The following is a 20,933-nucleotide window of genomic DNA, read 5'->3' as shown; positions in this document are numbered from 1 at the left end:
GGCGGGTCAGCGCCGGAGCGACCGCGCTCACGGGTTCGGCGACCGGCTCGGCCTTCGGCGCCTCGACGGGCGCGGGCGTGGCAGCGGCGGCCCGGTCGTCGGTCTTGACGGCGCGGACGGCGGCCGGGGTCGGGTCCAGCAGCGGGGCGATCCGCACGACGTCGCCGACCGACAGGCCCGAGGCCTTCGCGACGGCGTCGGCCTTCGCACCCTCGTACCCCGCGAGCCCGGCGACCCGGCGCGCACGCTGGGCGGTCAGCTTGTCCAGCTCCTTCTGCGCGGCCGCGACCTGCTTCTCGGCGGCCGTGATCCCGGTGCGCAGCTCGCGCAGAGAGGCGAGCTCGGCGGTGTACGTCTTCCGGTCCATCAGCGGGTCATTCCCCCCTCGGTGTCGGGCTGGTGGGTGGTGGTCGGGTTGGTGGGGACGTAGGCGATCGGGCCGCCGGAGACGGACGCCAGGCGGGTGCCGAGCAGCAGTCCCGCCAGGCGGGCGTCCTGCGGGTCGGTGGGGGTGGCGGCGTTGGCGGGGGCGGTGAGGTCGGTCAGGTAGCCGGCCAGGCGCGCCTTCGGGAAGCGGAACCGGGCCGCGGTGCCGACGGTGCCGTCGCCCTCCCACTCGGTGAGGCCGGTCAGCACCGCGACGACGAACCCGGCGACGGTCACCGGCAGCACTGCGCCGGCCGCGACCCGGGCCGGGTCGCACCGCCACCAGCCGGACAGGGCGGCCAGCAGCTGCGCCCGGTCCAGCGCGGTGCCGAAGCCGATCCAGTCGCGGTCCGGCTCGTCGACCCGGGTCGGGGCGTCCGAGCGCAGCACTGCGATCTCGGGCGCGCTGAGCACGGTCAGACCGGCGGCGGGCCGGGCCTGGAGCGCCTGGAGCGCGGCCAGCGGGAACACCTGCCGGCCCTGCTCGCGGACCCCGGGGACCACGCCGGTGGCCATCAGCTTCTTCACCGTCGGGATCGAGCACCCCAGGGCCGTCCCGGCCTGCCCGGTCGTCACGAACACACCCACGACCCTCCATGCCTATTCAGCTGACTTGAACCGCTATGGCGACTCTACGCCCCTCCGGCAGCGTCCTGGCCAGGCCGCCTGCCCGGCTTCCTCATGGACGGCCGGAGGTCCACCGGACGGTGGGCCTGCGGCGACGGCTCGACACGGCGACGGGCACCGAGGCGGCGACACCGGCCGCATCGGGTAACCCCCGGCCGTCGGCAGCGAGCGCGACACCGGCTGCCTAGTCCTCGTCGGCCTCCTGGTCACTGGCGGCGTTGGCGCGGTCGATCTCGGCCATGTGCTCCTCCGCCCAGGTCCGCAGCCCCGCGAGTACGGCTTCCAGGGACATCCCGAGTCCGGTGAGCCGGTAGAAGACCCGCGGGGGCACGGCCGGTTCGACCCGGCGCGACACCAGCCCGTCACGGGTCAGGCTCCGCAACGTCACGGACAGCATCTTCTGCGAGACGCCGGGCATCCGGCGCCTCAGCTCCGCGAAGCGCACCTCCTCCGGCGCGGCGTCGGCGAGCGCCTTGACGGCCATGGACGTCCACTTCGTCCCGATGCGGTCCAGCAACTGCCGCGTGGGGCAACAGGGGTCGAACAGATCGCCGCGTACGCCGCGACCGCCGGCCGGGGCTCCTCGGGTGGTCACCCGCGGCTCACCACCTTCCTCGAAAGTGCCGTCTGGGAACTGGCCAGGCAGTTACCTATCGTTTTGTCGTCACCAATGGTAACCAGGCTGAGGAGCCGTCATGCCCGCCACCCGCACACCCCGGCTGCGCCGCATCGAGACGAACGGCGTCCGTCTCAATGTCGCCGTCGCCGGGGAAGGACCCGCGGTCCTCCTGCTGCACGGATTCCCGCACACCTGGCGGCTCTGGGACGGCATCATGGGCCGGCTCGCCGGGCGGTACCGGGTCATCGCCCCGGACCTGCGAGGCTTCGGTGGCAGTGAACGCGCCGTCGGCGGTTACGACGCGGGCACCCTCGCGGCCGACGCCGAAGGGCTGCTCGACGCACTCGGCGAACCCTCGGCAGCAGTGGTCGGCATCGACGCCGGCACCGCCCCCGGCGCCCTGCTGGCGCTGCGCCGACCCGACCGCGTCCGGCGCCTGGTCGTGATGGAGGCGCTGCTCGGCCACCTGCCCGGCGCCGAGCACGTCGTCGCGGGCGGCGCCCCGTGGTGGTTCGGCTTCCACGCCGCCCCCGGCCTCGCCGAGACCGTGCTGGCCGGCAACGAGGCCGCCTACATCGACTGGTTCCTCGACTCGGGGACACTCGGACGAGGAGTACCCGCCGACATCCGCGCGGCCTTCGTCCACGCCTACACCGGGCGCGAGGCCCTGCGCTGCGCGTTCTCCTACTACCGGGCCCTGCCCACCAGCGCGCGGCAACTCCAGGACGCCGTCGCCACGGCCCGGCTGACCGTGCCCACCATGGCCCTCGGCTCCCACCCCGTCGGAACCGGGCTCGAACGCCAACTCCGTCCCGTCGCCGACGACCTGGTGGGCCACCACCTCCAGGACTGCGGTCACATCATCCCCCTCGACCGCCCGGACGCGCTGCTCGCGCTCCTCGCTCCCTTCCTCTCCGAAGACCTGCCGAGGTGACCGAATCGCGCCCGTGGCGCGCAGGACTGCGTCGACCTGCGCACCGCTGCCCGGGCGGCCCGGGACCGGCTGGACGGCAACCGCCCCGCCGACGACGCGGGCCCGGTCCACGCCGGCGACCCGATGCCGCGGCTCGCGATCGGCCGGGCCTGCGACGTCCTCGTCCACCCGCACCGGGCCACCCGGGTCCGCGGGTTCTGACCCCGGCCAGGCGGAGGCGGAGACGTCGGTGGTGAACAGGCGCAGGAGTTGGCGGCCCGGTCGAACCGGGCGGCCATCACCCAGGCCGTCAACACCCCGCGCCGGGCGTGCGAGACCGTCTGAGCACGCCCGGCCCGCAGGCAGCGCCCGCACCAGGTCCTTGCGCCAGCACCTCACCCCGTCGCTCCGGAGCGGCCCGGCTCCGACCGGGCCGCTCCCCGGCCGTCCCGGCGCACCGGGCCCGCCGGTCGGGCCCGGTGTCCGTCGGCCGGCGGCTTCCTGGTCGCGGTATCGCCGGGCGGGGCCGAGGGTGGGCAGCGGAGCGCCCGGCCCGCTGCCGGCGCGGACAGGATCCGAGGAGTGCCGATGACCGAGTACGAGCGCACCCGCACCATGCCGGCCCTGCCGGAACTGGTCTTCGACCAGGCCTGCGACCCCGGGCGGTTCGACGCGTGGATGCCCCGCGACCTGCACGTGCGGGTCGACGACCCGCCCGCGGTGACCGTGCACGAGGACCGCACCGGCGAGGACGAGCGCGGACTCCTGCGGGCGCAGAGGGACCAGATGCGGATGGAGTGGGGCACCCGGGACAACGGCCGGTACGCCGGCTGGCTCCAGGTGGCGGGCCTGGACACCGGGACCAGCCAGGTGACCGTCCACCTGTCGTTCTTCGACGCGAAGTCGGCCCCGCCGCGCGAGGAGGTCGAACAGCTGCTGGAGGACAGCCTGGCCCGGCTGGAGGAGCAGGTCCGCCTGCGGGCCGACTCCAGCGGCTGAGCGACCGCGTCCCTGCCGACCGGTGCGCGGCCGACCGATGCGCGGCCGGGTCAGGAGCGCGGCGGGGTCAGGAGCGCGGCGGGAGCCGGTGGAGGCGCAGCTCGGTGAGGTGGCCGTCGTCCGCGCGGGCGGTCAGGTAGGTGGCGAAGGGCTGGCGGCGCCGGTCGGTCGGGGAGCCGGGGTTGAGCAGCCGCGGGCCGCCGGGGGCGCGGCTGTCCCACGGGATGTGGCTGTGTCCGAAGACCAGGACGTCCGTGTCGGGAAAGCGGGAGCGGCAGCGCTGTTCGCGCCCCCGGGCGGGGCCGGTCTCGTGGACGACCGCGAAGCGCAGGCCCGCCAGTTCGGCCCGGGCCACTTCGGGCAGCCGTTCGCGCAGCTCCTGCCCGTCGTTGTTGCCGTGGACGGCGACCAGCCACCGGGCCCGGGCCTCGAACAGGTCGAGCGTGGCGGTGTCGACCCAGTCCCCGGCGTGGAACACCACGTCGGCCTCGTCGAGGGCGCGCAGCAGCGGGGCGGGCAGGGAGCGCGCCCGGGTGGGGACGTGGGTGTCGGAGGTGAGGAGCAGTCGGGCGAAGCTGTCCGACGGCATGGTGCGACCTCCCGGGGGACGCGGCGGTCCGCGCGGACCGGGGACCGCGTGCGACGCCTACCCGGGTGCGGCGGGGCCAACCGGGCGGGCCGGCCGCCGCTGCGGGGACGTCGCGGACGGGCGTCAGCCGTCGCCCGAGCCGGGTCGGGCCATGGTGCGGTGCATCTGCGCCTTGGCGCTGTCGGGCAGCACCTTGTTCGCGGCGGCCTGGGCGCGGGTCCTGAGGGAACCGGCGGTCACCCTGTCCTTGCCGGCCATGAGGGCCTCGAAGCCCTGCCGGGCGACCTGGGCCGGGTCGTCCTTGTCCTGCCGGCCGAGCTTGGTGTCGGTCATGTCGGCGCGGCGGAAGAAGTCGGTCTCGGTGGGGCCGGGCATCAGCGCGGTGACGGTGACGCCGGTGTCCTTCAGCTCGTTCTGCAGGGCCTGGGCGAAGGACTGGAGGAAGGACTTGGAGGCGTTGTAGACGGCCTGGAAGGGGCCGGGCATGGTCGCGGCGATGGAGGAGGTGATGAGTACGCGGCCCTCGTCGCGGGCGGTCATGTCGCGCAGGACGTGCTTGGCCAGGCGGACGGTCGCGGTGATGTTGAGGTCGATGATCTCCAGTTCGTCGCTGAGGTCGGTGTCGACGAAGGCGCCGCCCCGGCCGACGCCGGCGTTGAGTGCGACCGCCGCGACGGGCCTGCCGGTGGCGGTGATCGCCGACCACAGGGTCTCCACGCCGTGGCGGGTGCGCAGGTCCGCGTGGACGTCGGTCACGACGGCGCCGTCGGCGCGCAGGCTCTCGGCGGCCGTGGCGAGGTCGCCGTCCTCGGCGTTGATCAGAAGGTCGAAGCCGTGTTCGGCGAACTGGCGGGCCAGTTCGTAGCCGATGCCGCTGGAGGCGCCGGTCACCACGGCGAGGGGTCGGGTGGGAGTCGTCATGCCGCGCGACTGCCCAGCCGCTCGCACGTGAATCACACCGGGCGTGGCCGCCGGCACCGGCCTGCCGCTCCCCGGTGGGCCGTCCGCGAAGGGTCAGGTTCTGCGGGAGACGACCATGACGTATTCGCAGGGGGCGTGCCGTGGCGACGGCTACGCGCTGGAGTCCCTCGCACCGCCGATCGGCTGACCGCGCCCACGGCGGCGGGCGTGGCCGTGCCCGCGCCCGCACCGGCTCGTTGACGGGGCATGCGAGCGATCACAGCAGCCGCGCGCACCCGGCGCGCCCTGCTCACCGGGGCGGCCGGGGCGGCCGCCGGTCTCGGCCTCGACCTCGGCCCGAGCGCGGGCGGGCCGGCGCGGGCGGCGGGACGGACCGAAGGGCAGGCGGGACGGACCGAAGGGCAGGCGGGACGGTCCCAGGGGCAGGCGGGACGGTCCCAGGCCGGGCGGCGGGTCGCCGTGCTCGGCGGCGGGGTCGCCGGCCTGAGCGCGGCGCAGGAACTGGCCGAGCGCGGCTACCGGGTAACGGTCTACGAGCGCAACCGGGCGCTGGGCGGCAAGGCCCGCAGCATGGACGTGCCCGGCACCGCCCGGGGCGGACGGCGGCCGCTGCCCGGCGAACACGGCTTCCGAGGCCCGCTACCGCCGGGGCCTGCCGAACGCCCTCGACCTGGGCTGACGGCGGACCCGGCGGACCTGGGCCGGCGCCGGGGCCCGGGCCCCGGCGCGTGTCCTGCCCGCCCCGCTACAGCATGACGAGCAGCTTGGTGCCGGGGACGAGCTTGCGGTTGACCGAGGTCGACTGGACGAAGACGGTGTAGGCGGGGTTCTCGCCGGGCTTGACGGTGGCTTCGGCGCAGGGCAGGCCGAGGAGTTGGCGGGCGGCCGGGCCGGAGAAGACGCGGCCGGTCATCCGGCCGGTGGCCGGGTCCTTCTCGGCGACGGCGAGCTGCTTGTTGCCCTGGATCTTCTCGCGCTTGGAGAGCTCGTAGAAGGCGCAGCCGGTCCGGTACGTGTGGCCGGCGCTGGTGACGAAGTCGCGGATGGGGGTGGGCTGGTCGACGGGGACCAGCATGTACTTGCCGGTGTCGAGGGCGTCGAGCTTGGCCTTGACCTCGGCGGTGTTGAGGTCCTGGCCCATGGCGAAGAGGTTCTTGGTGCCGCGCACGCCCTGTTCGCGGCCGCGCAGGAAGCTGGTGGCGGCCGACTTGACGGTGCCGATGGCCTCTTCGACGCCCTGGCTGGAGTCGGCGTCCCAGATCGCGATGTTGCCGGCGGGGAAGCCGTACTCCTGGGCGGTGCGCTTGGCCAGGGAGTTGGGGACCAGGATGGCCGAGGTCCAGTGGTCGGGCAGCTCGTCCATGGCGCCCTGGATGCGGTCCCGCCAGGTGCGCAGGACGGTGGTGCCCCGGCCGGCGTTCATCCGGGTGTGCATCTGGCCGGTCTGGGAGAAGCCGGAGGCGTTCTCCTCGCCGTCGGTGACGACGACCTGGAGGAAGGAGTGCTCGCCGTAGCCCTCCCAGATGTTCTTGAGGTCGTCGACGGACTTCACGGCGGCTTCGATGAGCGCGGTGGCGCCGTTGTCGACGCGGTAGAGGCCGCGCAGGGAGGGCAGGTGTTTGACGTCCATGTCCCAGACGAGGTTCTGCACTTCGTGGTCGAAGGCGTAGAGGCTGATCCGGGTCTCGTGGCCGAGGCGGTCGGACTCCTCCTGCAGGCCCTTGACGAACTCGTCGACGACGCGGATGAGTTGGGCCTGGTGCTGGCGCATCGAGCCGGACTTGTCGACCACGAGCGAGACGTGGTTGACCTTGTGCTTGATCCTGTTCGCGGACATGGGTGTGCCCCCCCTTGTTCGTGCGGTGGTTTTTCGGCGGGCTCTGCGGGCGCCTTCGCGGCGCCCTCTCCGTCGTGGTTCCCACCCTAGGCGGGGGCACTGACAGTGCGTCCGCTCCCGTGGCGCCGGGGGTGCCACTCGGCCAGGGCGATGGTGGCGTCGTCGCGCAGCTGGTGGTCCTGGTGGGTGAGCAGGGCGTGGACCAGGCGGCGCAGGGCCTCGGGAGCGGGGTCGCCGCCGGCCATGTGGTGGACCAGGGTGTCGGTCAGGCGGTGTTCGCCGAAGAGTTCGCCGGCGGCCGAGCGGGCCTCGGTGACCCCGTCGGTGTAGACCAGCAGGCGGTCGCCGGGCTGGAGCCTGGCGTGGTGGACGGGTTGCGGCCCGTGCTCGTGGAAGCCGAGGCCGAGCGGCAGTTCGGGCCTTCGGCGCAGGGCGTCGGGGACGACGCGGGCGTCGCGGATGAGCAGCGGCGGCGGGTGGCCGCAGTTGACCCAGGACAGTTCGCCGGTGGCGGTGTCGAGGTCGGCGATGACGGCGGTGAGCAGTCGGTCCGGGATCCACCGGGCGAGGGTGCGGTCGATGGTGCGGGCGATGTCGGCCAAGCCGCCGCCGGAGCGGCGGGTGGAACGACAGGCGGCCAGGGCGACGGAGCTGGCGCCGCCGGAGGCGAGGTCGTGGCCCATCGCGTCGAACACGGACACGTGGAGGTGGCCGTGGGCCACCGCGTGGTCGAAGGCGTCGCCGCCGACGTCGTAGGCGGGTTCCAGGACCGCGCTGGAGGTGACGTCGCGGGTGCCGATGGTGCGCGGCGGCAGGAAGGCCCACAGCAGTTCGGCCTGCAGGCTCATCCGCTGCCGGCGGACCGCTTCGACGATGACGTCGCTGTAGGCGCTCTTGGACGCCACCACCAGGGCGACCAGGCCGGCCAGCGCCTCGCAGCACTCGATCGTGTGGCGGTCCAGCGCTGCGCCTTCGACGCCTTCGATCCGCAGCACGCCGATCCGTTCGACGCCGTCGACCAGGGGGAACCAGCCGGTGGGCGGCGGGCCGGCGGACAGCTGGGTCTGCTGCAGGCGGTAGGCGCGGCCGCCGAGTGTGCCCTCGATGTCGACCCGGTGGCCGTCCTCCCCCGGCTCGGGGCCGGGCAGCGGGACGAGGGAGTGCTGCTGGACGTCGGCGAGCAAGACCCGTGCGCCGTCGGTGCCCAGTGCGCGGGCGGCCTCGTGCACCAGGGCGGGCAGCTCGGCCGGCCCGCTGGTCCGGGAGCCGGTGAGCAGCCCGGCCAGGGCGCCGCCCAGCACCGCGTCGTCGCAGGTCACCGCTTCGCACCTCCCGTCGCAGCGGCGTGTACCCCGTTCGGGGCCGGCCGCACGCGGTTGGCGGCCCACCCGCGGTTGGCGGTGGCCCTCCACGGCCATCCGCAGGCCCGGCAGGCCGTCGTCAACTCCGCCCTCGCCGACTTCCCCATCATCGGCGGCCAGCTGCGCCAGAACGTCCACTCCGTCCAGGGCAGCGGGCTGGCGCTGGTGGTCGCCGTGCTCGGCCTGCTGTACGGCACGCTGGGCATCGCGCAGGTCCTCCAGCACGCCATGGCCGAGATCTGGAACGTGCCGGGGGTGGTGCGTCCCGGCTACTTCCCGCGCCTGGCCCGCAGCCTGCTGCTGTTCACCGTCCTGGCCCTCGGGCTGCTGCTGGCCACCTGGGCCGCCACCCTCGTCGCCGTCGCCCTCACCGGGCCGGCCGCGCAGGTAGGCGGGCCGGTGCTGTCCGCCCTGGTCAACACCGCCCTGTGCCTGGCGTGCTTCCGCGTCCTCACGCCCACAAGCGTGCCCACCCGCGCGCTGCTGCACGGGTGCCTGCTCGCCGGCCCGCTGTTCACCGTGCTGCAGGCCTTCGGCGCCCTGCTGGTCGCCCACCAGCTGCGGCACGCCACGGCCGTCTACGGGTTCTTCGCCACCGTGATCGGCCTGCTGTCCTGGCTCTACCTGAACGCCCAGATCACCGTGTACGCCGCCGAGGCCAATGTGGTGCTGCACCGGCGGCTGTGGCCGCGCAGCATCCTGCAGCCCCCGCTGACCGGGCCGGACCAGGAGGTCCTGTCGTCCATCGCGCGCCAGGAGGAGCGGCGGCCGGAGGAGCGCGTCAGCGTGGACTTCGGGGAGGGGGGCGGGAGCGGGGACGGGGAGGAGAGCAGGGACGGCGACGGGAAGGGGGAGGACGGGGACGGGGACGCCGGGAGGGCGCCGCCGTCCGGGTAGGGCCGCCCGGGACGGCGGCGGCCCGCCGGGTGCAGGGACTCTGCACGCGGCGGGCCGCCGGGTGTGCGGGGTCAGCGCACGGTCACGGTGAACACGGGCGAGGCGGTGTTCCCGCTGACGATGCGCAGCTCGTTCAGGCCCTTGATGCCGAGCTTGACGCCGAGGGAGTAGGAGCCGTTGCGGGTCGTGTGCACGGAGGCCGGCAGGGTGACCCACGTGCCGTGCTGCTTCTGCTGGAGGGTCACCGTGCTCCCGGCCTCGAGGCCGGTGGTGGTACCGGTGACCCGGAACAGCTGCCAGGCCTGGACGGAGGTGACCGACGGCTTGGCGGTGATGCCGGCGGACACGGAGGCGACGGGGGCGGAGGCGACGGGGGCGGGGGCGGGGGCGGGGGCGGGGGCGGTGGCGGTGGCGGCGACGGGGTCGGGGTCGGTGGCGGCCGGGGCGGCCGCCATGGCGGTGCCCGCCGTCCCGAGGAACAGCGCGCCCAGGGCGGCGACGGCGGCCAGGCGCAGGGAGTTCCGCTTGGTGACGATCACTGGTGCACCCCTTTCAGAGGGGAGGTGGTCGTTCGGCCCGAGGCACCGTCGGTGCGGTTCGGGCACTGTCCTTCCTGAGGACGTCCCACTCCGCGCCACCGGTTGTGTGCGGAACGTCACTGTCATGTAACAGTCGGACGGGCTCCCGGTCGGACGGGACCGGGGTCAGTCCTCCTCGGCGCGGGAGAGGGCGTCGGTGATCAGCCGGGTGGCGAAGTCTCGGTCGTCGCCGCAGATGCGGTTGACGTACTCCGCGAGGAGGGTGGCGGTGGCTTCCAGCGGGTTCATCTCGGCGTCGGTCCAGGGACCGTACTGGGCGCGCCACAGGTTGGGGCTCAGGCCGCTGCCGGCGGCGATGAGCAGGCCGGCCATGGTGGGGACGACCTCGGGGCGGAAGGTCCTGGGCATCATGCGCATCGTGGCGACGAGGGTGGGCACCACGTACTCGATGACGTCCTTGCCGTGGTCCTCGCACGCCCGGCCGAGCCAGTTCATGTACATGTAGATGAGGGTGCAGGCGCCCTCCAGCAGGGCTCCGAACTCGTCGGGGCCCATGGAGGCGGCGAGTTGGTCGACCATCCGCAGGTGTTCGGGGTCGGCCTCGGTGCGGCCGTCGTAGAGGGCCTTGAGCCGGGAGTCGATCACCATGAGCGCTGCGCTCACGTCGCCGGCGGGAGCGTACTGGGGGTCGCAGGGCGAGGACACGGGTCTCCTCCTCCATGGGGCGTAGCGGGTTTCGCCGTGCCCGGGGCCGGGCTGCTCCATGACAGCCCGGGCGGGCCCGGCCCGGAGGGGAAACCGCGTGCGCGTCACCCGGACGGGACCCCGCAGGCCGCCCGGGTGTTGACGCGGGGGCGGTTCTGCGGACGGCTGGTCAGGGGTCGGCGGCCAGGGGCCCGGCCGGGGGCCCGGTCGGTGGTCAGGGCTTGAGGGCGACGCCGGCGTAGAAGGAGACCTGGGCGTCGGTGACGGTGGCCGGCAGCAGGTCGGCGGCGCCGTCGGTGCCGTCCGGGTGCCAGCGGTGGGCCGGGACGATGCCCGGGTCGAGGAGGTCCAGGCCTTCGAAGAGGGTGGCGAACTCGGCCCGGGAGCGCAGCCGCAGGGAGGTGCCGGCCTGGTTGTAGATCTCCTCGACCTTGGAGGCGCCGGGCGGGTCGAGTTCGGCGGTGGCGTGGGAGAGGACCAGGGCGGATCCGGCCGGCAGGGGGTTCAGGAGGTGCTCGACGATGGCGCGGGCGTCGTCGAGGTCCGGGACGAAGTGGAGCAGGGCCACCATCGACAGGACCACGGGCCGGGTCAGGTCGAGGGTTTCGGCGACCTGGGGGGTCGTCAGGATCGAGGCCGGGTCGCGGACGTCGCCGTGGACGTAGGCGGTGCGGCCCTGGGGGGTGCTGGTCATCAGGGCGCGGGAGTGGGCCAGGACGACGGGGTCGTTGTCGGCGTAGACGACGCGGGCGCGCGGTTCGACGGCCTGGGCGACCTCGTGGAGGTTGGGCGAGGTGGGGATGCCGGTGCCGATGTCCAGCCACTGGCTCAGGCCGCGCCGGGCCAGCGCGCGGGTGGCGCGGTGCATGAAGGTGCGGTTGGCGCGGACGGCGGTGCGCATGGTGGGGAAGGCGGTCAGGACGCGCTCGGCGGCTTCGCGGTCGACGGCGAAGTTGTCCTTGCCGCCGAGGAAGTAGTCGTACATCCGGGCGCTGTGCGGGATGTCCTGGCGTATCTGCGGCCCCGCCGGCTCGGCCGGGTCGGGATCGGTCACGGTCATCCAGGTCTCCCCCATGCTCATCCCTGCCCCTTCCCTGTCCCTTGGTGATCACACCGGGCCGGGGCAGTCTAGCCAACTGGGCGGTACCGCGCGGGAAGTGGGTCCAGGTCCGGTACGGCAGCGGCCGGCAGCGGGGGCCGGGGCCGTCGGGGCGGCCCGCTGGCCCCGGGGCGGGCTGACCAGTGCTCGGCGGGGGGGTAGCGCTGTCCCGGGCCGGGGCGGGATCGGCTACGGTCGGCCGTCCGGGTCCGGGCGTGGTCCGGGCCGGGGAGGTCCCGGCCCGGCGGGCAGCCGAGGAGGAAGGGGCGAGGGGTGGCGGCGCGGAGTGTGTTCCGGGGTGAGGGTGTGCCCGCGAAGGAGCGGTTCGACTGCTGGCGGGAGCTGATCGGGCGCACCCGGGCCAGCGAGATGACCAGCGTTCACGCCGACGACTTCCGGGCGGAGATGCGGCGCCTGGAGCTGGGGCCGGTGACCCTGCTGAGGTCCTCCTTCCCGCCCACCCGGTTCCGGCGCACCGCCGCGATGGTGCGGCGCGCGGACCCGCAGGTGTACCACCTGACGATGCCGCTCGGCGGCGGGCTGTCGCTGAGCCGCGGCGCCCGGGAGGGGGCCCGCGCCTTCGGGCCGGGCGACCTGTACCTGGTCGACAGCTCGACGCCCTACGACGTGCGGGCCGTCGGGGTGCGCGTCGACGGCCGCCGGGAGCGGCGGACCGACGCGGTGGGCATCGACTTCCCGGCCTCGCTGCTGCCGCTGCCGCCGGAGCGGCTGCGCGACCTGCTGGGCCGGGGGTTCTCGGTGCGGGAGGGGACGTGTGCGCTGCTGTCGGAGTTCCTGGTCGGCCTGGACCGGCAGGCCGCCGTGCTGGGGCCGGGCGAGGCGGCGCGGCTGGGGACGGTCGCGGTGGACCTGGTGGCCGCCTGGCTGGCCCGGGAGTTGGAGGCCGAGGCCGCGCTGCCGGACGACGCCCGGCGGCGGGCGCTGGTGCAGAGCGTGCGCTCCTTCGTCCGGCGCCGTCTGCACGACCCGGAGCTGTCGCCGTCCGTGATCGCCGCCGCCCACCACGTCTCGGTGAGCCACCTGCACCGGGTGTTCAGCGGGCAGTCGCGCGACGGCGTGACGCTGGCCGCGTGGATCCGCGGCCAGCGGCTGGAGCGGGCGCGTCGCGACCTGGCCGACCCGGCGCTGCGGGCGCTGCCGGTCCACGTCGTCGCCGCGCGCTGGGGCATCCCGCGGGCCTCCGACTTCAGCCGCTCCTTCCGGGCCGCGTACGGGCTCTCGCCCCGCGAGCACCGGCAGCGGGAGCTGGCCGGGGGCACGAGTGCGGGCGGCGCGGGCGCGGCGGGCGCGTAGACGCATTGCCAAGGAAGTGACGACGCAGTGACAACACGGCGGGGCGGCGGCCTGGCATCCTCCACGAGGAACACCGCGGTACGCGCCCGGGCCACCCGGCCGGGGCGCGGCAGAACCGCCGGTGACGGCCCGGCACGCCACGGGGGAGCGTGCCGGGCCACCGGCGCTGTCGGAACCGCTAGTTGCGGTAGCGGAAGCGGATCCGGCCGCGGGTGAGGTCGTAGGGGCTGAGCTCCACGAGCACCCGGTCGTGCGGGAGGATCTTGATGTGGTTCCTCCGGACCTTCCCGCTGATGTGGGCGAGCACGACGTGCCCGTTGGGGAGCTCCACCTTGAAGTTGGCGTTGCGCAGGCACTCGACGACGGTGCCTTCGACTTCGATGCCGTTCGTTGTCTTGGTCATGGTCCTTCACCTCTTCGGTTCGTGACGTTTCGTAACGTGTAGTGGCCCGGGGACGCGTCAGCGGCGGACGAGTTCCAGGGGGCTGCTCATGCGGAGGGCGCCGACGCCCTTGAGGAGTGCGGTGGCGGCCGGGGCGGGCGCCACCGCCTCGGCCCACGCTTCGGTGGTGCCTTCACGGTGCGGGGATTCCGGTGCGTGGGCCGGCAGGGCCCGGGCGGCGCCGCAGCGGTGCAGCTCGGCGCGTACGGCGAGCCGGCCGATCCGCGGGCGGCGCGGCGGTGACACCCGGATGTCCTCCACGGCGTGCCACTCGGTGTCGCGGACCCGCGCGAACGCGGGGGCGCGGTGGTCGGTGCTGCGCCCGTTCGGGGCGGGGTGGGCAGGGTTCATGGTGGCGCCTTTCGGAAGTGCCTGGTCTGAGGCGCTCCCGGGCGACACCGACGTCAATCGCCCACCGTGACGACAAGGGGGAGCACCCACACGGATACAGCCTTCATGGGTCTCACCTCCTCGCGCTTCTCTCATGGCTGCGCTGACGGTAGCAGTCAACGGCGCACCCGCCCAACCGATTTACGCCGACGTAGTGGATCATGAGGGGGTCGCTCCGCCGGTAGGGAAGAGGTGGTCTCGTGGTTCCCGTCGTGCCCGATCCTGGGGTGCTGCACCCGTTTCCGGAGCAGCCGCGGGTGGTGCTGCTGAAGCCGTTGGTGACCTCGCCGTTGATCGAGGTGGGTGAGTACTCGTACTACGACGACCCGGAGGACCCGACGGCGTTCGAGACGCGCAACGTGCTGTACCACTACGGGCCGGAGCGGCTGGTGATCGGGAGGTTCTGCGCGTTCGCGCAGGGGGTGCGGTTCGTGATGAACGGGGCCAACCACCGGATGGACGGGCCGTCGACGTTCCCGTTCCCGATCATGGGCGGCGCGTGGGCGGAGCACTTCGACCTGCTGAGCGGGCTGCCGGGGCGCGGGGACACGGTGGTGGGGCACGACGTGTGGCTCGGGTACCGCACGACGGTGATGCCGGGGGTGCGGATCGGCAACGGGGCGATCGTCGCCGCCGGGTCGGTCGTCACCTCCGACATCCCGGACTACGCGATCGCCGGCGGCAATCCCGCGAAGGTGGTCCGGATGCGGTACGAGGAGGACGAGGTGGCGCGGCTGCTGGCCGTCGCGTGGTGGGACTGGCCGGTGGAGCACCTGACGCGCCATCTGCGGACCGTGATGTCCGGCAGCGTCGAGGAGTTGGAGGCCGCCGCGCCCCGGCCGTGAGGCCTCGGACCCGAGGCGTCGGGCCCGAGGCGGCGCGCGGCGGACCCGGGCGCGGCGGGCCGGTCAGTGGCGCAGGACGGCGGCGATGCGCCGGCTGTCGGCGAGGGTGTCGTCGGGGACGAAGGTGATCCGGGCGCCGGTGTCGAGGGCGCGTTCGATGACCTCGTCGACGATGTCCTCGCGGGCGCCGGCCTCGTCGGCCTGCGCGGGGACGAGGTGGTCGCCGTCGTCGCGGACGGTGGCGCGGTAGTTCTCCTCGACGACCAGGCGGGCGATGCGGGCCTCGCCGGCGGCCCGCCAGACCTCGTCGAGGCCGGCGGCGAACTCCTGGCGGCCGCGGGCCTTGTCGAGCTGGGCGAGGGTGTCGTCGACCTCGCGTTCGGCGTGGGCGCGGACGGCGGGTTCGACCACCCGGTGGACGGTCGCGACGTCGGCCTGGGCGAGGCCGCCGTGCGGGACCTGGGCGGCGGCCTCCTTGGCGATCGGGCCGGCGGCGTCCAGCAGGGCCAGGGCGGGGGCGTCGCCGACGACGTACAGCGGGCGGGGGTCGGCGGCCAGGACCTTGCCGATCGCGGTGTCGGCCTGGCGCAGGAAGGTCTTGGCCTCCTCGTCGCGGAAGGTGCTGGGGGTGTCGCCGATGCGCTCCTGGCGTTCGGGGTCGGGGTTGGGGAAGGTGCGGACCAGCGGGAAGCCGTTGCCGCTCTCCTCGGTGACCCGCTCCTGGTTGCCGCCCCACAGCACGGCCCGGTCGGCGGCGACGGCGAGGACCCAGTAGGGGCGCTCGGCGGCCTGGGCGGCGACCAGGTTGCGGGTGAGGAAGGTGTCGGACAGGACCACCCGGGCGGGGGCGGTGCGGGCGAACGACCACACCTGGTGCTCGCCGGGCGCGGCAAGGACGGCCAGGCCGTCCTCGGCGTGGACGAGGTCGACCTCGGCGAGTGCCCGGTCGAGCTGTTCGAGGACGTCGATGCGGTCGGCCCGGGAGACCTTGGGGTCGGCCTGGACCCGCTCCCTGGCCTCGGCCAGCAGGTTGCGCAGCCGGACCGGGTCCTGGGCGCTGTCCGGTTCGCGCCGGTGGGTGGGCATCAGGACGGACACCGCCGGGTAGGGCCGGGGCCGGCGCAGTTCGGCGAGGACGGCGGGGCTGAGGGCGGGGCGCATGAAGACCCCTTTCCGAAGGCGGTCGGCCTTCTCTGCGTGGACGCTCGGTTCCTGGCACAGCTGCCCAATGTCCTCAATGTAACGATTTGCACACCGGGTCGCCGGGCCAGCTCTTGCCCCGGAGCCGTCCAGGCTGTACCTACTGGTACGTACAGTTGAGGCCAGGGAGGGAGTCGGCATGCCGTTCGTCCGCATCGACGCGTTGGGGGCCGGATCTGAGCGGCTCGGCGCCCTCGGGCGCGCCGTCCACGAGGCGCTGGTGGAGGCGATCGGGATCCCGCCGAACGACCACTTCCAGGTGCTGGTCGGGCACGACGGCACCAACAGCCTGCTGCGCTACGGCGATTACCTCGGGGTGCGGCGGGACGAGGGCATCGTGTACGTGGCGATCACGCTGCGCGCCGGACGCACGGACGCGCAGAAGCGGGCCCTGTACGCGAGGATCGCCGAGCTCGCCCAGGCGTACGCGGGCACCGAGCCGCGCAACGTGTTCGTCGTTCTGACGGAGAACACGTCGGCCGACTGGTCACTGGGCCACGGGCTCGCCCAGTACGCCCTCCCGGACGGGGAGGGCGTACCGCTCAGCTGAGGCGGGCGGGCGCGTGGTCCGCGGTCTGCCGCGTGACGGGGTCGGCGGGCGGCCAGGGGGCGTGGGCCGCGACCTGGGCGCGCAGTTGGCGCAGGGCGCGGGCGCAGGCGATGCCGACCGCGCCGGTGACCCGGCCCCGGTGCAGGCAGGCGGCGGCGAAGCGGTGGTCGGCGGGGCTGCCGTCGACGAGTTCGAAGCGGTCGGCCGTGCCGGGGCTGCCGAACGCCTGGATACGCAGGCCGTACTGGTCGGTCCACAGGTACGGGACCGGGGCGTAGGCCTGCCGGGCGCCGTCCGGGCCGGCCAGCAGGTTGCGGGCGGCGTGCAGGGCCTGTTCGGTGGCGTTGGTGCGCTGTTCGAGGCGCCGGCGGCGGCCGGTGCGCGGGTCGGGCCAGGAGGCGGCGTCGCCGGCCGCCCAGACGCCGGGGCCGGCGGCGCAGTGGGCGTCGCAGGCCACGCCGCCGCCCGCGTCCAGGGGCACCCCGCTGCCGGCCAGCCACTCGGTGGCGGGCTCGGATCCGATCGCCATCAGCACGGCGTCGGCGGCCAGTTCGGATCCGTCGGCCAGCCGCACGCCGGCGGCCCGGCCGCGCCGCCGGACCACCGCGGCGGCCGTGCCCCGGTGGATGCGCACCCCGTGTTCGCGGTGCAGGCCGGTCAGCAGCGCGGCCGTCTCGGCGCCCAGGACGGCGGCCAGCGGGGCGGCGGCGGACACCAGCCAGACCACCTCGGCCCCGAGTCCGACGGCGGTGGCCGCCGCCTCGGCGCCGAGCAGCCCGCCGCCGGCCACCAACAGCCTTGTCCCGGGGCGCAGTTCCTCGCGCAGGGCGAGGGCGTCGGCGAGGGTGCGCAGCACGTGGGCGCCGGGCAGCGGCGCCTCGGCCCCGGGCAGTCGGCGGGGGCGGACGCCGGTGGCGAGGACGACGGCCTGGCAGCGGACCTGGTGGCCGTCGGCGAGGTGCACCGTCCGGGCCTGGCGGTCCAGGCGTTCGGCGGGTACGCCCAGGCGCAGGTCGAGCCGTAGCTCTGCCAGGGCGTCGGGGCTGCGCAGGGCAAGTCTGTCGGGTTGCCACTGCCCGTCGAGCAGGTGCTTGGACAGCGGCGGCCGGTCGTACGGGGGTTCGTCCTCGGCTCCGATGAGGGTGAGGCGGCCGTCGTAGCCGGCCCGGCGCAGCGCCTCGGCTGCGTGCAGTCCGGCGGCGCCGGCGCCGACGACGGCCACCTCCCGCAGTGCGGTCATGCCCGGTCCGGGGCCTGGTCCAGCTGGATCGCGGCGGCCGGGCAGACGGCGGCGGCGTCCTGGACGGCCTGGTGGAGTTCGGCAGGCGGGCGGGCGTCGAGCAGGACGACGATGCCGTCCTCGTCGCGCTGGTCGAAGACGTCGGGGGCGGCGAGGACGCAGTGTCCGGCGCCGCAGCACTTCTCCTGGTCGATCTGGACGAGCACGGGGGTTTCCCTTCAGGGGTACGGCGGGTGTCGGGGTGGGGCTGCGGTGGGGCGGGCGTGGTGGCGCCCGGCGGGTCACCAGGCGAGCGGCAGCTCGTGGACGCCGTAGATGAGCATGTCGCCGCGGAAGCGGACGTCCTCGAACGGTACGGCCAGGCGCAGTTCGGGCAGTCGCCGCAGGAGGGTGGCGAGGGCGATCTGCAGTTCCAGCCGGGCGAGGGGCTGGCCCAGGCACTGGTGGACGCCGAAGCCGAAGGCCAGGTGGCGGCGGGCGTCGCGGGTCAGGTCGAGTTCGTCGCCGTCCGGGAACTCGTCCTCGTCGCGGTTGGCGGTGCTGATCATGCAGACGACGCCTTCGCCGGCCCGGATGCGCACCGCGCCGAGGTCGACGTCCTCGGTGGCGACCCGGCCCAGGCCGGAGTGGACGATGGTCAGGTAGCGCAGCAGTTCCTCGACCGCGCCGGTGACGGCTTCGGGGTGGCGGCGCAGGTGGTCGAGCTGGTCGGGGTTGCGCAGCAGGGCGAGGACCGACAGGGCGGTCATGTTGGCGGTGGTCTCGTGTCCGGCGACGAGCAGCAGCCGGCCCATCGCGCCGATCTCCGCGGTGGTCAGTTCGCCGCGTTCCACCAGGCGGCTGAGGATGCCGTCGTCGGGCTGGGTGCGCTTGGCCTCGGTGAGCCGGTTCAGGTAGTCGACCAGGCGGTCCTGGGCGGCGCCGACCTCCTCGGCGGAGGATTCTCGGCGCAGCATGACGCGGCTGCACTCCTGGAAGAACTCGTGGTCCTGGTAGGGGACGCCGAGCAGCAGGCAGATGACCAGGGAGGGCAGCGGCAGGGCGAACTCGCGGACCAGGTCGGCGCCGGTGCGTCCGTCGGCGGTCATCCGGTCGAGCAGGTCGTCGGCGATGCGCTGGATCCGGGGGCGCAGCGCCTCGACCTTCTTGATCACGAAATCGCCGGTGAGCATCCGGCGCAGCCGGGCGTGCTCGGGGTCGTCCATCCGGATGAAGGTGGGCCGGCCGGCGTTGAGTTGCCGGACACCCGCGGTGAGGAAGGGGAAGCCGGGGCGGGTGCTGTCGGCGCTGAAGCGGGGGTCGGCCAGGACCGCCTTGACGTCCTCGTGGCGGGTGGCCAGCCAGCTGGCGCTGCCGTCCCACAGGGTGATGCGGCTGACCGGCTCCTCCTGCTGGGCCTGGCGGTAGGCGGGCGGCGGGGCGAAGGGGCAGGTGCCGCGGGCGGCGGGGTGGGTGAAGCGGGGGGTCTGTGCGGCGGTGGCCATCAGGGGGCTCCCTTCTCGGAGCTGGGTGTGCTGGCGGTGCCGGGTGGGGGTGCGGTGCGGGCCCTGAGCATTTACGTGCCAAAAGCAACTAACTCGCCGTCACGCTAACTCGCGGTCCGTGGCGGTGGAAGAGCCCGTCCGGTGGGCGCGGAAACTGTCCGAAATCCGGTCAGCGGTCGGCACCGCAGCGGTGGCGGGCACCGGCTCGCTACAGTTCGCCCATGTCGGACGCCGCAGACGATCGGACCGCCGCGGACGCCACCGCGGACCTGGAGGCCGTACTGGCCTCGCTGGCCTACCTGCTGACCCGCTCCCAGGAGCACGAACGCCGCACCGCCCGGGCCGGCATCACCGCCGCCCGCTCGGACGTCTACCTGCTGCGCGCGCTCGCCGAGGCCGAGGGGCCCAGCCGGGTGGGCGACCTGGCCGCCAGACTGATGGTCAAGCCCTCCCACGTCACCCGGCAGATCGACCGCCTGGAGGGCCAGCGGCTGGTCGAGCGCACCCCGGACGCCCTGGACCGGCGGGCCCGCCGGGTCGCGCTCACGGCCGACGGGCGGGCGATGCTGGAGCGGCTGAAACAGGCCAACATCATCGGGCTGACCAGTGCGCTGGACGGCGTGGCGGAGCCGGACGTCACCGCGACGGTGGGGGTGCTGCGCCACCTGATCGAGCGCTACGTGCAGCGGGTGCGGGGCTCGATGCTGCCGGAGGAGGACGGCTCCGCTCCCCCGGCGGACGGGGCCGCGGGGGCGCGGCGGGGCATCGTGCGCGACGCCGTGGAGACCTGAGCACCCCCACCGCCGGGGCCGGTCACGAGCCGGACCCGGCGCAGGATGCGCAGGAAGGCCCGGTTCCGGTCGGCGGGGCCGGCTCGGTGCGCCAGCGGGCCCGCAGGACCCCGTCGGCGTCGGGCAGCACGGCGGCGAACAGCGGGCTGCGCTCCCCGGTGTACACCGACAGGACGGCGGCGGCCCGGGCTCCGGACAGCTCGGCGGTCCGCGCCCTGAACTCCTGCGGGTCGTCGACCTCGCTGGTGATCCTGCCGCCGTGGTCCTCCCGGACGAACTCGACCAGCCCGTCCTCGGGGAGGGCGGCCAGGACCGCCGCGACGTCGGTGGACAGGTCCGGCCAGACGGCGAGCCTGGCGCGCGGGGTCAGCCGGGCGCGCACCGCCTCGATCGCTCCCCCGTCGAGCCGGTGCCAGCGGGAGGCGTTGTCGATGTACGTCTCCTCCAGCAGCGCCGCCCGGCCCGCCGCCACGCACCCGCGCAGCCGGGCCCAGAAGTCGTCGTCGGCGGGGCGCTGCTCGCCCGGCTCGCCGGACCCGGCCTCGGCCTCGGCCTCGTACGGCGAGGCGTCCAACGGCTCGGGGTGGAGGCCCAGTTCGCGGGTGCGCGCCACCGCGGCCGGGCAGGGCCCCTCGCTGCCGACGTAGACGTACTGGTCCCAGCCGACGGCACGGCGAAGGCGGGCTCAGTGGAGGAGGGCACGGTGAACGCGGGCCCGGTGAACGCGGGCCCGGTGAAGGTGTCGGGCTCGGTTTCCAGGCGGCACCAGGCGCCGCTGTCGCGGAGCATCGCCCGTACCAGTTCCAGGCCGACGGCGACCGGTACCCGGGCGCCGTCGTGGAAACCGGTCAGGTCGGGCGGGAAGATCCCCGCGAGGCCGCCGCCCTCGAGCGCCGGCTCCAGGCCGAAGTGGGTGAAGCCGAGCGGGGCCTGGGGCTCGCGGATCGACAGGTGCCGCACGCCGCTCTCCTCGGCGAAGGCGGCGATCGCCTCCAGGTAGGCGGCCTCGACCGGCCCGTGGTCGCTGACCGCCTCCTCCGGTCCCGTGTAGACGCCCCGCTCGTCACGGTCGGCCGGGTCGTACTTGGTGATCCGGTACACGTGGGGCGGCGCGTCGCGGGGCCGTCGGGGAAGGGAGTCCATCC

General features: G+C 74.6%; 23 protein-coding genes and 2 pseudogenes. 8 read left to right on the top strand and 17 right to left on the bottom strand.

Annotated elements, in window-relative coordinates:
* From HS99_RS40275 to HS99_RS40265, 3 genes and pseudogenes are all read right to left on the bottom strand, one after another.
* Window positions 1-367: pseudogene (locus HS99_RS40275) on the bottom strand (BREX-1 system adenine-specific DNA-methyltransferase PglX); the annotation flags it as partial.
* Window positions 367-1,008, bottom strand: a complete 642-nt coding sequence (locus tag HS99_RS42990) for a hypothetical protein (RefSeq protein ID WP_030290188.1) — start codon at window positions 1,006-1,008, stop codon at window positions 367-369. The pseudogene HS99_RS40275 and the gene HS99_RS42990, both read right to left, overlap by 1 nt.
* A gap of 229 nt (window positions 1,009-1,237) precedes the next feature.
* The gene (locus HS99_RS40265; RefSeq protein WP_030558288.1) at window positions 1,238-1,648 is read right to left on the bottom strand and encodes a winged helix-turn-helix transcriptional regulator; all 411 of its coding nucleotides are present in this window, start codon (window positions 1,646-1,648) and stop codon (window positions 1,238-1,240) included.
* A 100-nt stretch (window positions 1,649-1,748) separates the two neighbouring features.
* On the opposite strand from HS99_RS40265, the gene HS99_RS40260 reads away from it, so the two are divergent.
* Together HS99_RS40260 and HS99_RS40255 are read left to right on the top strand one after the other, a co-directional pair.
* Complete coding sequence (locus HS99_RS40260) at window positions 1,749-2,606, top strand: alpha/beta hydrolase (RefSeq protein WP_030558287.1); 858 nt, start codon at window positions 1,749-1,751, stop codon at window positions 2,604-2,606.
* Window positions 2,607-3,173: 567 nt separating this feature from the next.
* Window positions 3,174-3,584 carry an SRPBCC family protein gene (locus HS99_RS40255; RefSeq protein ID WP_030290191.1) on the top strand — a complete coding sequence of 137 codons (411 nt, stop codon included), beginning with the start codon at window positions 3,174-3,176 and terminating at the stop codon, window positions 3,582-3,584.
* Between the two features lie 67 nt (window positions 3,585-3,651).
* Here HS99_RS40255 and HS99_RS40250 read toward each other — a convergent pair whose 3' ends face one another.
* Window positions 3,652-4,173 (bottom strand): metallophosphoesterase family protein, encoded by a 522-nt coding sequence (locus HS99_RS40250; protein WP_030290192.1) that lies wholly within the window; start codon window positions 4,171-4,173, stop codon window positions 3,652-3,654.
* A 123-nt stretch (window positions 4,174-4,296) separates the two neighbouring features.
* A complete protein-coding gene (locus HS99_RS40245; RefSeq protein ID WP_030290194.1) occupies window positions 4,297-5,094 on the bottom strand; it encodes an SDR family NAD(P)-dependent oxidoreductase in 798 nt (265 codons plus the stop codon).
* Between the two features lie 246 nt (window positions 5,095-5,340).
* Between HS99_RS40245 and HS99_RS42135 the strand changes: the two are divergent.
* A pseudogene (locus tag HS99_RS42135) lies at window positions 5,341-5,727 on the top strand (FAD-dependent oxidoreductase); the annotation flags it as partial.
* Between the two features lie 112 nt (window positions 5,728-5,839).
* Here HS99_RS42135 and HS99_RS40240 read toward each other — a convergent pair.
* The gene (locus HS99_RS40240; RefSeq protein WP_030290196.1) at window positions 5,840-6,931 is read right to left on the bottom strand and encodes a vWA domain-containing protein; all 1,092 of its coding nucleotides are present in this window, start codon (window positions 6,929-6,931) and stop codon (window positions 5,840-5,842) included.
* A gap of 86 nt (window positions 6,932-7,017) precedes the next feature.
* The gene (locus HS99_RS40235; RefSeq protein ID WP_046387115.1) at window positions 7,018-8,250 is read right to left on the bottom strand and encodes a PP2C family protein-serine/threonine phosphatase; all 1,233 of its coding nucleotides are present in this window, start codon (window positions 8,248-8,250) and stop codon (window positions 7,018-7,020) included.
* Window positions 8,251-8,331: 81 nt separating this feature from the next.
* Between HS99_RS40235 and HS99_RS40230 the strand changes: the two genes are divergently transcribed.
* Window positions 8,332-9,189, top strand: a complete 858-nt coding sequence (locus tag HS99_RS40230) for a YihY/virulence factor BrkB family protein (RefSeq protein WP_050366291.1) — start codon at window positions 8,332-8,334, stop codon at window positions 9,187-9,189.
* A gap of 71 nt (window positions 9,190-9,260) precedes the next feature.
* Here the strand turns inward: HS99_RS40230 and HS99_RS46050 are convergent, their stop codons facing one another.
* The 3 genes from HS99_RS46050 to HS99_RS40215 all read right to left on the bottom strand — a co-directional run bounded on the left by HS99_RS46050 (window position 9,261) and on the right by HS99_RS40215 (window position 11,493).
* Window positions 9,261-9,725, bottom strand: a complete 465-nt coding sequence (locus tag HS99_RS46050) for a hypothetical protein (protein WP_079151563.1) — start codon at window positions 9,723-9,725, stop codon at window positions 9,261-9,263.
* Window positions 9,726-9,893: 168 nt separating this feature from the next.
* Window positions 9,894-10,433: a hypothetical protein gene (locus HS99_RS40220; protein WP_030290130.1), complete on the bottom strand. Its 540-nt coding sequence runs from the start codon at window positions 10,431-10,433 to the stop codon at window positions 9,894-9,896.
* Between the two features lie 214 nt (window positions 10,434-10,647).
* Window positions 10,648-11,493, bottom strand: a complete 846-nt coding sequence (locus HS99_RS40215; RefSeq protein ID WP_046387038.1) for an SAM-dependent methyltransferase — start codon at window positions 11,491-11,493, stop codon at window positions 10,648-10,650.
* Between the two features lie 345 nt (window positions 11,494-11,838).
* Between HS99_RS40215 and HS99_RS40210 the strand changes: the two genes are divergently transcribed.
* A complete protein-coding gene (locus HS99_RS40210; protein ID WP_232543075.1) occupies window positions 11,839-12,846 on the top strand; it encodes an AraC family transcriptional regulator in 1,008 nt (335 codons plus the stop codon).
* A gap of 178 nt (window positions 12,847-13,024) precedes the next feature.
* Here the strand turns inward: HS99_RS40210 and infA are convergent, their stop codons facing one another.
* Both infA and HS99_RS40200 read right to left on the bottom strand, forming a co-directional pair.
* On the bottom strand, window positions 13,025-13,249 hold the full coding sequence (infA, locus tag HS99_RS40205; protein ID WP_030290127.1) for a translation initiation factor IF-1: 225 nt from the start codon (window positions 13,247-13,249) through the stop codon (window positions 13,025-13,027).
* 57 nt (window positions 13,250-13,306) lie between these two features.
* Entirely contained in the window at window positions 13,307-13,639 is a 333-nt protein-coding gene (locus tag HS99_RS40200; protein WP_030557470.1) for a hypothetical protein, read from the bottom strand.
* 239 nt (window positions 13,640-13,878) lie between these two features.
* Here HS99_RS40200 and HS99_RS40195 point away from each other — a divergent pair, with 239 nt between their 5' ends.
* The gene (locus HS99_RS40195; RefSeq protein ID WP_030290123.1) at window positions 13,879-14,523 is read left to right on the top strand and encodes a CatB-related O-acetyltransferase; all 645 of its coding nucleotides are present in this window, start codon (window positions 13,879-13,881) and stop codon (window positions 14,521-14,523) included.
* A gap of 63 nt (window positions 14,524-14,586) precedes the next feature.
* Here HS99_RS40195 and HS99_RS40190 read toward each other — a convergent pair whose 3' ends face one another.
* The gene (locus tag HS99_RS40190; protein WP_030557469.1) at window positions 14,587-15,684 is read right to left on the bottom strand and encodes a baeRF3 domain-containing protein; all 1,098 of its coding nucleotides are present in this window, start codon (window positions 15,682-15,684) and stop codon (window positions 14,587-14,589) included.
* A 178-nt stretch (window positions 15,685-15,862) separates the two neighbouring features.
* Between HS99_RS40190 and HS99_RS40185 the strand changes: the two genes are divergently transcribed.
* On the top strand, window positions 15,863-16,273 hold the full coding sequence (locus HS99_RS40185; RefSeq protein ID WP_030557468.1) for a tautomerase family protein: 411 nt from the start codon (window positions 15,863-15,865) through the stop codon (window positions 16,271-16,273).
* Here the strand turns inward: HS99_RS40185 and HS99_RS40180 are convergent.
* The 3 genes from HS99_RS40180 to HS99_RS40170 form a co-directional block, all read right to left on the bottom strand.
* A complete protein-coding gene (locus HS99_RS40180) occupies window positions 16,266-17,513 on the bottom strand; it encodes an NAD(P)/FAD-dependent oxidoreductase (RefSeq protein ID WP_046387134.1) in 1,248 nt (415 codons plus the stop codon). The two genes, HS99_RS40185 and HS99_RS40180, sit on opposite strands and share 8 nt — an antisense overlap.
* On the bottom strand, window positions 17,510-17,719 hold the full coding sequence (locus tag HS99_RS40175) for a ferredoxin (RefSeq protein WP_030290119.1): 210 nt from the start codon (window positions 17,717-17,719) through the stop codon (window positions 17,510-17,512). The genes HS99_RS40180 and HS99_RS40175 overlap by 4 nt, the downstream gene beginning before the upstream one ends.
* 75 nt (window positions 17,720-17,794) lie before the next feature.
* Window positions 17,795-18,997, bottom strand: a complete 1,203-nt coding sequence (locus HS99_RS40170) for a cytochrome P450 (RefSeq protein ID WP_030290118.1) — start codon at window positions 18,995-18,997, stop codon at window positions 17,795-17,797.
* A 221-nt stretch (window positions 18,998-19,218) separates the two neighbouring features.
* On the opposite strand from HS99_RS40170, the gene HS99_RS40165 reads away from it, so the two are divergent.
* Window positions 19,219-19,788 (top strand): MarR family winged helix-turn-helix transcriptional regulator, encoded by a 570-nt coding sequence (locus tag HS99_RS40165; protein WP_063738041.1) that lies wholly within the window; start codon window positions 19,219-19,221, stop codon window positions 19,786-19,788.
* Between the two features lie 22 nt (window positions 19,789-19,810).
* Here the strand turns inward: HS99_RS40165 and HS99_RS46045 are convergent, their stop codons facing one another.
* The gene (locus HS99_RS46045) at window positions 19,811-20,401 is read right to left on the bottom strand and encodes a hypothetical protein (protein ID WP_050366289.1); all 591 of its coding nucleotides are present in this window, start codon (window positions 20,399-20,401) and stop codon (window positions 19,811-19,813) included.
* Window positions 20,402-20,933: the final 532 nt, after the last annotated feature.

Origin of the sequence: Kitasatospora aureofaciens (genome assembly GCF_001188955.3) — a bacterium.
GTDB classification, from domain to species: domain Bacteria; phylum Actinomycetota; class Actinomycetes; order Streptomycetales; family Streptomycetaceae; genus Kitasatospora; species Kitasatospora aureofaciens.
This window is presented reverse-complemented; position numbering and strand designations above follow the sequence as displayed.

What these genes read in the sequence shown, in the direction of transcription:
- HS99_RS40260 (WP_030558287.1), top strand. Translation starts at nt 1,749, where the DNA reads ATGCCCGCCACCCGCACACCCCGGCTGCGCCGCATCGAGACGAACGGC.
- HS99_RS40255 (WP_030290191.1), top strand. Translation starts at nt 3,174, where the DNA reads ATGACCGAGTACGAGCGCACCCGCACCATGCCGGCCCTGCCGGAACTG.
- HS99_RS40250 (WP_030290192.1), bottom strand. Translation starts at nt 4,173, where the DNA reads ATGCCGTCGGACAGCTTCGCCCGACTGCTCCTCACCTCCGACACCCAC.
- HS99_RS40245 (WP_030290194.1), bottom strand. Translation starts at nt 5,094, where the DNA reads ATGACGACTCCCACCCGACCCCTCGCCGTGGTGACCGGCGCCTCCAGC.
- HS99_RS40240 (WP_030290196.1), bottom strand. Translation starts at nt 6,931, where the DNA reads ATGTCCGCGAACAGGATCAAGCACAAGGTCAACCACGTCTCGCTCGTG.
- HS99_RS40215 (WP_046387038.1), bottom strand. Translation starts at nt 11,493, where the DNA reads ATGACCGTGACCGATCCCGACCCGGCCGAGCCGGCGGGGCCGCAGATA.
- infA (WP_030290127.1), bottom strand. Translation starts at nt 13,249, where the DNA reads ATGACCAAGACAACGAACGGCATCGAAGTCGAAGGCACCGTCGTCGAG.
- HS99_RS40200 (WP_030557470.1), bottom strand. Translation starts at nt 13,639, where the DNA reads ATGAACCCTGCCCACCCCGCCCCGAACGGGCGCAGCACCGACCACCGC.
- HS99_RS40190 (WP_030557469.1), bottom strand. Translation starts at nt 15,684, where the DNA reads ATGCGCCCCGCCCTCAGCCCCGCCGTCCTCGCCGAACTGCGCCGGCCC.
- HS99_RS40185 (WP_030557468.1), top strand. Translation starts at nt 15,863, where the DNA reads ATGCCGTTCGTCCGCATCGACGCGTTGGGGGCCGGATCTGAGCGGCTC.
- HS99_RS40180 (WP_046387134.1), bottom strand. Translation starts at nt 17,513, where the DNA reads ATGACCGCACTGCGGGAGGTGGCCGTCGTCGGCGCCGGCGCCGCCGGA.
- HS99_RS40170 (WP_030290118.1), bottom strand. Translation starts at nt 18,997, where the DNA reads ATGGCCACCGCCGCACAGACCCCCCGCTTCACCCACCCCGCCGCCCGC.
- HS99_RS40165 (WP_063738041.1), top strand. Translation starts at nt 19,219, where the DNA reads ATGTCGGACGCCGCAGACGATCGGACCGCCGCGGACGCCACCGCGGAC.